At 45.3% G+C, this 10,856-nt stretch carries 7 protein-coding genes; 4 read left to right on the forward strand and 3 right to left on the reverse strand.

Annotation, left to right across the window (positions count from 1 at the left end):
- The first annotated feature begins 55 nt into the window (after nt 1–55).
- From ACSAZL_RS07590 to ACSAZL_RS07600, 3 genes are all read left to right on the forward strand, one after another.
- On the forward strand, nt 56–2,767 hold the full coding sequence (locus tag ACSAZL_RS07590; RefSeq protein ID WP_440948091.1) for an MGH1-like glycoside hydrolase domain-containing protein: 2,712 nt from the start codon (nt 56–58) through the stop codon (nt 2,765–2,767).
- Between the two features lie 100 nt (nt 2,768–2,867).
- Nucleotides 2,868–3,422, forward strand: a complete 555-nt coding sequence (locus ACSAZL_RS07595; RefSeq protein ID WP_440948092.1) for a YqhA family protein — start codon at nt 2,868–2,870, stop codon at nt 3,420–3,422.
- Between the two features lie 123 nt (nt 3,423–3,545).
- On the forward strand, nt 3,546–4,292 hold the full coding sequence (locus ACSAZL_RS07600) for a lysostaphin resistance A-like protein (protein ID WP_440948093.1): 747 nt from the start codon (nt 3,546–3,548) through the stop codon (nt 4,290–4,292).
- Nucleotides 4,293–4,415: 123 nt separating this feature from the next.
- Here the strand turns inward: ACSAZL_RS07600 and pepD are convergent, their stop codons facing one another.
- The 3 genes from pepD to ACSAZL_RS07615 form a co-directional block, all read right to left on the reverse strand.
- On the reverse strand, nt 4,416–5,936 hold the full coding sequence (pepD, locus tag ACSAZL_RS07605) for a beta-Ala-His dipeptidase (RefSeq protein ID WP_440948094.1): 1,521 nt from the start codon (nt 5,934–5,936) through the stop codon (nt 4,416–4,418).
- 437 nt (nt 5,937–6,373) lie between these two features.
- Nucleotides 6,374–6,736: an NUDIX domain-containing protein gene (locus ACSAZL_RS07610; protein WP_440948095.1), complete on the reverse strand. Its 363-nt coding sequence runs from the start codon at nt 6,734–6,736 to the stop codon at nt 6,374–6,376.
- A 341-nt stretch (nt 6,737–7,077) separates the two neighbouring features.
- Nucleotides 7,078–8,106, reverse strand: a complete 1,029-nt coding sequence (locus tag ACSAZL_RS07615; protein ID WP_440948096.1) for a UPF0228 family protein — start codon at nt 8,104–8,106, stop codon at nt 7,078–7,080.
- 1,503 nt (nt 8,107–9,609) lie between these two features.
- Here ACSAZL_RS07615 and ACSAZL_RS07620 point away from each other — a divergent pair.
- Entirely contained in the window at nt 9,610–10,734 is a 1,125-nt protein-coding gene (locus tag ACSAZL_RS07620; protein ID WP_440948097.1) for a hypothetical protein, read from the forward strand.
- Nucleotides 10,735–10,856: the final 122 nt, after the last annotated feature.

Below are 10,856 nucleotides of genomic sequence, written 5' to 3' on the forward strand. Positions count from 1 at the left end.
AAAACTGTTTTCTTCCGGACTATAGCAGTCAAATTTGGAGAATAGGGGAAAAAGTATGAACTCTGAACAGCTGCGTTTGATTGAAGCGAGAGATAAACAGGTACCCTGGAGGAAGTGGGGACCTTATCTCAGTGAGAGACAATGGGGGACAGTACGGGAAGACTACAGTAGGTCAGGAGACGCCTGGAACTATTTTCCTCACGACCATGCACGTTCCAGGGCTTACCTCTGGGGGGAGGACGGCCTTGCAGGCATCTCGGATGAAAAGCAGAGACTTTGTCTTGCTCTTGCTCTCTGGAACGGTAAAGACCCTATTCTTAAAGAAAGGCTCTTTGGCCTTACCAATGGAGAAGGTAACCATGGAGAAGACGTAAAAGAATATTACTTCTACCTGGACAGTACGCCGACTCATTCCTATATGAAATATCTCTACAAGTACCCTCAGGAAGCCTATCCCTACCTTGACCTGGTGAAGACCAACAGAAAGCGATCCCGGAATGAGTTAGAATACGAGCTCATTGATACTGGAATCTTCAATAAGGACCGCTATTTTGATGTGTTTGTGGAATATGCAAAGGCTACCCCTGAAGACATTCTGGTTCGGATTACAGTCTGGAACCGCGGGCCTGAAGAGGCAAAGCTTCATATCCTTCCCACCCTCTGGTTCCGAAACAACTGGGCATGGGCTGAGAAGGTATCAAAACCGCTCTTACGGACAGAAAAGAGTTTTGGGTGTACGCAAATTATCCGGGTATCCCATCTTGAGCTGGGAGAGCTTTTTTTCTGCGCAGAAGGTGAACCGGAACTCCTTTTTACTGAAAATGAGACAAGCTGTAAGCGCATTTTCGGTACCCCGAATACTACACCCTATGTGAAAGATGCATTCCATAACTACATTATAAACGGGCAGGAAGGTGCAGTAAACCCTGAAAAGGAGGGAACGAAAGCTGCAGCCCACTATACTATGATCCTGGAAGCCGGTAAAAGTGCAATCCTTCGCCTGCGTCTTGTAAATTATACCCCGGAAGAAGCCATTTTTTCAGCCGGTTTCGATGTCATTATGGAGAAACGCCTTAGGGAAGCCGACGACTTTTACGGGGAAGTGAGCCCTTCCGGTGTTTCCCTTGACGAAGCAAATGTTATGCGTCAGGCTCTTGCCGGCATGCTCTGGACAAAGCAGTTCTACTACTATGATGTTGATCGCTGGCTGAAAGAGCACCATGCCCATCCTCTGTATCCCTCGAGCCGTCCCTCAAGGAACCGAGATTGGTTCCATATGCTCAATGAAAACATAATCTCCGTGCCTGACAAGTGGGAGTATCCCTGGTACGCCGCATGGGACCTCCCCGTCCACGCCATAGCACTGTCGGTAGTCGACCCCGACTTTGCCAAAGAGCAGCTGGAAATTATGCTTAGCGGGTTCTACCTGCACCCCAACGGGCAGATTCCAGCTTATGAGTGGAACTTCGGAGATGCGAACCCGCCGGCTCACGCCTGGGCAACCCTGTTCCTTCACCTTACCGAGAAGGCGACGGGAAGGAAAGAGGACTTCAAATTTCTAAGACTCATCTTCCAGAAGCTTCTTTTGAATTTTACGTGGTGGGTAAACCGGAAAGATCGATTCGGCAGAAACGTATTTGAGGGTGGTTTCCTGGGGCTGGACAATATAGGATTCTTCGATCGCAGCTCACCTTTGCCTACAGGGGGCTACCTGGAACAGGCAGACGTAACTGCCTGGATGGCCCTTTTCTGCCAGAACATGGTGGAGCTCTCTGTGGAACTCGCTTCTCAGGACCCCGTCTATGATGACATGGTTGAGAAATTCCTGGAACATTTCCTGTGGATTGCTGCGGCTATCAATAGACCTGACGCGGGGATGTGGGATGAAGAAGACGGCTTCTATTACGATGTCCTCAGGCTTCCTGACGGCAGTTCCAGAAGGCTGAAGGTGCGTTCAATGTTTGGTCTTTTGCCTCTCTGCGCGACCACTGTGACTGAAAAGTGGCAGAGAGATAGGGTTATTAGTGCAGTAAGCCTGAACATGAAGCGCCTCCAGAAGATGCCTGAACTTGCAAAGTCTATCCATCCGACGGGTCCGGGACATTTCGGAGTTGCAGAACGGAGTCTCTTTTCCCTTCTCAACCCGGAAAGTCTCCGAAGAGTCCTTTCGAAGATGCTTGACGAAGAAGAGTTCCTAAGCCCTTACGGCATACGTTCCCTTTCCAAATTCCACCTGAGGCACCCCTACATCTTCCGGTTGAACGGACAGGAGTACAGGGTAGACTACCAGCCTGCGGAGTCAAACACCGGCACTTTCGGGGGTAACTCAAACTGGAGGGGACCGATCTGGTTCCCCGTAAATGCCCTCATCATCCGGGCTCTCCTGCAGTTCCATATGTACTACGGAGACGGGTTCAGGATCGAATGCCCCACGGGCTCGGGAAAGATGATGAATCTTCTTGAAGTCGCTAAGGAAATCGGGGACAGACTTACCCGGATCTTCCTGCGGGACGAGAAGGGGGGACGTCCGGTATACGGCGGAACCGAAAAATTCCAGACTGACCCCTACTGGCGTGATTATATCCTTTTTTACGAGTACTTCCACGGTGACAACGGGGCAGGAGTGGGTGCAAGCCACCAGACCGGATGGACAGGGTTAGTGGCAAATATCATCCAGCTCTTCAGCCTTCTGGACTCCGAGAATGAACTGAAAGCAGAAAAATGGGAAACCTCAAAAGAGGGAGGCCAGGGAGAGCCAGAAGATTGAACCTGTGTAGAGTCTGAAAGCTTGATGAGTAATATGAACCATGAGAGGAATCGAATCCAGAGATTGGGAAAACTGAAATCCAGGAAGGAGGGATCTGCTTATGAAAGTTGTGAAATTTATTGCCAGAATGAGATACTTTGTCCTGATTCCCGTCATCGGGCTGGCAATTACCGCCTGTGTTTTGTTTATTAAAGGCGGCGTAGATCTGGTTCTCTTTATGGGTGAACTGGTTACCGGAATGACAGATGTAAGCCCGGAGGCGAACATAATTGTTGAAATTGTGGAGACAGTACATCTCTTCCTGGTCGGTACGGTACTCTTCCTGACATCTATCGGGCTCTACCAGCTGTTTATCCAGCCTCTCCCTTTACCGGGTTGGCTGGAGATAAATGACATTGAGGAACTGGAACTGAACCTGGTGGGGCTTACCGTTGTCGTGCTGGGGGTTAACTTCCTGGGCGTTATTTTTAAACCCCCGGAAACAAACTTGGCTGTCTATGGAATAGGATATGCCTTACCTATCGCAGCTCTTGCTTATTTCATTAAGGTACGTTCATACGTAAAGGACGATCAGAGAGGAAGTCTGAAAGATATGAACGAAGCGAATTCCACAAACAACAAATCAAGCCTGTTATCACACGAAAAGAAAGATTAAATCTGGAATTATCAATTATCCTCTCCTCTTATTTGTGGCTTGTTTTTCACATACTACCGGGCAAGTTATCATAACTTTGACCGGGAACCGGAATCTTTTATTGTCGGATCGGAGAAGATAAAGATGAATACATCACGAAAACCCTTGTCTGTTTCACTGGTAATACTTGCAGTCTGGCTGGTTGTCGTAGTGGGAATAGGCCTGCTGCAGGTAGGGGGGCAACCCACGCAGCTTGATGAATTGATAAAAAACCAGATAGCTTTTGGGGTGCTGGGTGCAGTGATCTTTTTGCCCCTGGCTATTACCTATTTGAAATGGTGGGCTCAGGTCGGGTGGAAAGGCCCGGATAATTTACGGGATTTGCGTTTGTTGTTGCCACCGGCTCTGTCGCTTCTAATCCTGCTGCTGATTGTTCTATTTACAGGCCTGCCGCCAGCCAGGGTATTTGTGATCGTGGTCATCAATACCCTGATGGTAGGCATAAGTGAGGAGTTGATGTTTCGGGGCGTATTGTTCCACGGGGCCTCATCCTCATTCGGGACCTGGCGTGCGGTGTGGATCACAGCGATTCTTTTCGGTTCGGTCCATATATTAAACGGCTTAATCACCGGAGACTTCAGGGGAAGCGAAGTTCAGGCTCTTTTTGCAGGTATGTTCGGGGTCTGGACGGCAGTTTTGCGGGTCCGCCTCGACACCATCATTCCCGTAATCATTATCCACTGGCTGTGGAACTGCCTGGCATTCCTGGCGGGTCCCCCAGGATGGGTGGCATTTTCCCTTTCTACGGTACTATTCGTTTACGGCCTCTTGTTATTGCGAAAATGCCGGCGCAGGAAAGTCGGACTTGCGGAAGCAGCCGATTTTGACTAATGAGCTGGAGCACACCCCTGATTGGCAGGCGTTAACGGGAAGACAGTTTCTCTTTTTCACAAAATTTCTCATTTTCACAAAATTTCTCTTTTTCACAAAATAACAGGTGAGGTAATTTTTTAATTAGCGGTAGCTCTTCAGCAGCTTTTCGAGGAAAACCCAGACCTTCTCAATCGAGGGAATAAAGATTCTTTCAGCCGGAGTGTGAGGGTCTTTGATGGTAGGCCCGAAGGAAATCATTTCGATGCACTCGCATTTTGAGCCTATTACCCCGCACTCGAGCCCTGCGTGCACAACCCTGATTTTCGGCTCTTTCCCGAAAGCCCCTGCATAAGTCTGCCTGCACTTCATAAGCAGCCCGGACCCAAGGTCCGGTTCCCAGGCAGGGTATCCGTATTCATGTTCGGCCTTTGCTCCTGCCAGCTTTACAACTGTTTCCACCTTTCCTGTGATTTCAGCCAGCCTTGACATAACAGAACTGCGCTGGCTCGAAAGAATCTTTATCTCATTTTCCCCCGTCCTTACTACTGCCAGGTTATTTGAGGTCTCAACAAGCCCGGGGATAGTGTCTGAGAGCCTGTGGACCCCATGCGGCAGCCCGAGGAGCACTCCTAGAAGCCTCTCTTCAGTCCCTGCCGAAAAGACCCGGTCTGCAGGCAATTCTTTTCTTGTGACCTTACCTCCGGCAGTCTCAAAGATAACTCTATTCTCAACCTCTTTAAGTTCAAGGGTGATTTCAGGATCGGATTCCGCATACTCCTCCCTGAGCGTTTGCTGAAACTCGGCAATAAAAGCTTCAGTCTCCTCTTTTTTACTCCTGCGAAGGGCAAGAAACGCCTCTGCATAGTTAGGAATTGCATTGTGGACGCTCCCGCCGCTGAAAAAGACAAGCCTGAGGTTTTCTTTTTCAATTTTTTCATTGAGACTTGCCAGTAGCCTGGCAAGCAACTGAATCCCATTTGCTCGCTGTCTGTGAATCTCAACTCCCGAGTGTCCTCCTTCAAGCCCTTCAATAGAGAGCCTGAAGAGTCCGAACCCGTCTTTCTTTCCATAGTCAAAAGGCTCCCATTCGACAGGCAGGGTAACCCGGGAATTCTGCCCTCCCGCACACCCGACTATAAATTCTCCCTCATCCTCCGAGTCCAGGTTCAGCAGAATTCTGCCTTCAAAAAAACCTTCGTCAAGCCCGCTGGCTCCTGTCAGTCCGGTTTCCTCGTCAACCGTAAAAAGAAGTTCGAGAGGAGGATGCCCTATCTCTCCCATTTTTCCGGCTTCTGCCAGTGCCATCCCGATTGCAAGTGCAATCCCGTTGTCCGCCCCTATTGAGGTCCCATCTCCTCGCAGCCAGTCTCCATCATATACGCACCTTATAGGGTCCCTTGAAAAGTCATGTCTGGAGTCCTTACTCTTCTCGCAGACCATATCCATGTGCCCCTGCAGCACAATTCCGGGAGAACTCTCATACCCCGGAGTAGCCGGGACTTTGATGAGGACATTGTTTATTGCATCGTTTTTTACCTCAAAGCCTCTGGCTGCTGCCCATTCCTGTAGCCAGCGGGCAAGCTTTTCTTCATGTTTCGAACAGCGCGGAATTTTGTTGATCTCCTCGAAAATTTCAAGGATTTGCCGGGTTTTCGGGTGCATGATAAATCAGCTCGGATTTTTGTGCGGATCTTGTGCGGATATTATAAGGACCCTCATCAGATCCTGTGAGAATCGGCAAAGGTTTTAGCTACACCAGAACCAGCCGAAAATATATCATTCAATAGAGATTAACAGAAATAAAAACACAAAAGAAGATTAAAAAGTTGTGCCCTTCTTAAACATTCCCCTAAATTTAGAAATGAAATTTCATGGTTAAGTTTCATGGTTAAGTTTCATGGTTAAGTTTCATGGTTAAGTTTCATGGTTAAGTTCCGCGATTAAGTTCCGCGATTAAGCTTGTGGTCAAACCAGCCTCATGAATTTTGGAGATCCTTTGCTTTCCTAAAACCGGGCCCGTTTCAAAACCGAGAGCTTCGAAAGGGGCACGGTCATCTTAGAATCCAGCTTAGAATTTAAATAAGAATCCGGATCAGAATTCAATCATAATATTTTTTTAATATTTTTATTGTGTTGTCGGAGACCTTTACTTTCATATCCTTACCCGGCTTGAAATACGCGAAGCGGTGTATCTCATTTTCCGGTGTCGGCGTTCCTTTCGCCCTTATCCAGAAGATCTTGGACGCATGAAATTTAAACAAATATTTCACCTCATACGCCCGCAGCCCCGTCTCTTCCCTCAGTTCCCTGATCGCCGCCTGAATACTTGCTTCCCCTCGTTTCGGTTTTCCTCCGGGAAGCCGATAGTAGCCTCCCGAACTGCTTACAAGTAAAACTCCTTTCTCAGTGTCAACTATTACCGAACCTCTTCGATTATCATATGCGCTGGGAATACATGTCACCCCCTTGAATGGATCATATTCCCCGGATATTTCTTTAACAGGGTTTTTCTGGAAATTATTTAAAGCATTGGTAAGCTCGGATTAATGATTGGTCTGTTCCGGCGCTAGGAACTGGAAGCTTTCAGTTTTCTTTCTCTCCGCTGCAAGGGACCTGAGCCGGCCCGCAAGGCAAGAAAAAAATAATTTGCAAACCAGCATCACAATTAAGAGAAGTTATATCCAGAAGAAATGAACCCTGGGTTGAGAGGATATTTTATAACCCCAAAGACAGCGTACTGCAGAGTCTCAACCTGCCGGGACAAATTCGCCGGGTGGTAAGCACAGCCAGATAAAGCCTCTCATTAGGTACTACCGCAACGCAATAAAGTCAATACCTTTTCATTTATTTTAAGCTCGTTCTCTATTCTTCTTTCATCGCTCTCCCAAATCCAATTCTTAGATTCATTTCCGAGAGTAATACAACACAGAACGGAGTTTTTCACCTGAAGATCATTTTTTTCAAGCATCGCAAGGAAATTTTTATCCTCAATAGCTTGTTCCGTTACTGTAATTATATAATGATTTCCTTTTTTGATATCATGGTATATAGGATCAGTCCAATTCTCATCTTTTCCCAATTCATTTCTTACATCCATTCTTTTATCCGCATCTACCACCAGGTAGTACCATTCTGGCTGAAGGTTGGAGTCATATTCTATGGTGTTCATAGTCGTATTATATTTTTCAAGAATGGATTTAACTTCCTGTTCAGTAGTTCCATCTTCAAATTCGATTAATAAATGATTTATTCTCGTATCTGGAGATGCGGCCAGCACCTTTTCATTCTTTTCAAGTTCATTTGCAATTTGGTATGCGTCTTTCTGCGGAATACTACCATTCTCAGATTCATCTTCTAAACGAATATAACAATAGACGGATTTTTTTACCGGAAGATTGTTTTTTTCCAGTATTGCAAGGAAATTTTTATCCTCAATAGCTTGTTCCGTTACCGTCACTAAATAATTACTTCCTTTTTTTATAGGAATAGTCAAATTTACTTCGTCTATCAATTCCTCTATGTCCATTATTCTATCTCTATCCAATATCATGTAGTATCTGCCTGGCATAATATCAGAATTGTAATCTATGGTGTTTACAGTCATGTTGTAGTTTTCAAGAATGTCTTTAACTTCAGGCTCAGTAGTCCCCTCTTCAAATTCGATAAAAAAGCCAGCTACTTTTTTTCCCTGGAATGGCGTTTTCGTATCAACCGGTACCTTTGTGTCAACTGGTGTTTTCATATCAGCTGATGAGTTTGCAAATAATCCCCACAGTATTACAAGAACTAGAAAAAAAATAAAAACAGCGATTTCTTTATTGATTTTGCTCAAATAACAGACACCCCTGTCCAATTTTTAAAGTTTGGTACGTCAGCTGCTATAAAATGTACCATATGCGTATTTGCATGCTTAAAAGCTTCCTCTGCAGTTATACTTTATTTGTTATTTTCTTGTGCAATAACAGCCGATACTAACACCATACCAGCCGGCAGCATTACCAAAAGAAGTATTCCTGTTCTAAATTTGTTCTTGATCACTTATTTCACTCCTGTTCATTTTCCAGGAGGCAGGATCAGGCAAACTTTAATGACTCTTAAAGCTATAATTTCCTTGCCTTCGGGTAAACTGGAGTTCAAATAGACTTCCCAAAGATAATTTGAACTCCACTAAACATATTTTAGATGTTCCTTTTTTTCTATTAACTTACTTTCGTAAATACTTTATGGCCAAATCATCAAACTGAAAGTAGATCCAAATCCAAATTCGAGCCATTTTAAGATATATAGGACTATTGGATTGATAGTTTGATGATTTGGCCATAAAACTTAAGTAAACTCTTTTGATACGTGTTAAAAGAAGAGTATAACAATGTCGAGGAAGATATTTCTGCTTGCTTATATTTGACAACTTTGCTTTTTTCCTCTACAACTGCAGCAACGACAACTGAAAATAGAAAAACAAAAATTTCAATCAGCTTACTAACTTAGGAATGAAGAAAATATAACTTATAAATTTCAGCTTGGGAATTGATCGATCGTTACACTTTTCCCGATAACCATTCTCGGCAACGAAATTCCTTGACATTATATCTGATTCATTCCTTAAATTTCCAGTGTGCTAGATTCAGATTTGTCATAGAGATTCATTCCAACTACACAAACTCTCTTAGTTTGCTCTTTATAAAATTCTATACAAAGTCTCAAACTGACTATTTTCCCTGCTCATTTCAGGTCTGCAATTATTTCCTTACTTTATTGTTTGATTATTTTGGGCCGAAGCGAAACTCGGGCTGTAGAAACGCAACTCTGCTAGCGCAACTAGGGTGGAATCCCCCATGTCCTTATCCTTAATTTTTAGGATCTTAAGGCTTTCAAGGAACATTTGTTCTGCACTCAAATACCATTAATTTTAAAGCAAACCTTTTAAACAGATTTTTCAACAGGAAAAGAGGATATAAAAGCTTCATTCAAGAAAGGAGCTGTTTCAGGCCAGCCATCCATGCATTTAAAGCAAGTATTTTAATATGAAATACTTTTATAGAAATATGCTCATATTTTATTGAAACAGGAATTATTCAACCTCACTACAAAATCTTACAATTCCCATAGTATTTTCTGGCAGCAATTAGCCAGTAGGGAGTGGGAGAAGAAACTGAAGAAAAAAGGTGTGAATCAGGCCTGCATCCGGGGTATGGCGGGTCTGAGTTAGCGATCTACTTCAACAGATCTATTTTGATAGGTCCATTAATAGGCTCACTTTAGCAGATCTGTTTTAACGGGTCTACTTTAGCAGATCTAACTTAACATTGCTGAAATTGATCGGGGGTCAGGCTTCATGGTAGAAACTTCGGATTTGGCGATCTTCTGGGCTGTGGTTATAGCCCGCTTTTTAATACCGCTTTCCATTCCACGATATCCTCTCCCCGGCGTGCTTGCTTCCCTGATCCTTGATGCAGTGGACCAGACGATCTTTCAGCTGTTTACGAACCTGCCCCTTGAAGGCTACCAGGGCTATGATAAAGCCCTTGACATCTATTACCTGAGTATCACCTACCTTTCGACACTGCGCAACTGGTCGAACCTATATGCCTTCAAACTGGACCGCTTCCTTTTCTACTACCGGCTGGTAGGCGTTGCGATCTTCGAACTCGTGCATCTGCGTCCTCTGCTTCTTATTTTCCCCAATACCTTTGAATACTTCTTCATCTTCTATGAAGCCATCCGCCTGAAATGGGACACGAGGGTGCTAACAAAAAACAAACTGATAACCGCCGCAGCCCTGATCTGGGTTTTCATAAAGATTCCCCAGGAATACTGGATCCACGTTGCCCAGATGGACACAACCGACTGGATCAAAGCCAATCCCTCAAACGCCCTCATCCTGCTTGCCTATGCAATATTCCTGCTCGGCCTGGCCTGGTGGCTAATCCGGGATCTGCCTCCCACCCGCCCGGGTCTGCAAATCGAAGCATTACCCGTGGCAGCTGCCCCGGTTCTTGCTCCCCTGCCAGAGGAAGTGAAGCGGGAGCGGGAACTCCTCATTAACAAACAGGTGCTCGAGAAAATAGCGCTGATATCCCTCCTTGCCATAATCTTTGCCCAGATACTTCCCGGTGTGCGGGCAAATAGCCTCCAGCTATCTATTAGTGTAGCTGTTTTTGTCGTGATTAACACAGCCCTTAGCCACTGGCTGTCCCGGCGCGGGAGACACTGGAAGTCTATCATGCAGGAGTTTATCGTGATGTCGATAGTAAACCTGGGCCTAGTCCTCCTCTTTGACTTCTTCCTCCCCATGTACAACGGCTCAATAAACCTCGAAAACACTCTCTTCTTCGTCCTGCTCCTGACCCTGATCATCACTCTCTATGACCGCTACTGGCAGCTCCATACACGGAACAATGTCAATAACGGGAATTCCGGCGGTGGGAATTCTGGGGGAAAAGGAGAAAAAAGTTCTTGAGATAATCAGATCGGAAGAATAAAGTCGTATAAAGTTATTTTCCGGATTTTGCTCTTCAAGATGCTATTTATAGATCTTTATGAAAGCTCTCACTCTTCCTGACCGCTTCAAACTTTATAAAA

This window comes from Methanosarcina mangrovi, assembly GCF_052057765.1.
In the GTDB taxonomy this organism is placed as follows: Archaea; Halobacteriota; Methanosarcinia; order Methanosarcinales; family Methanosarcinaceae; genus Methanosarcina.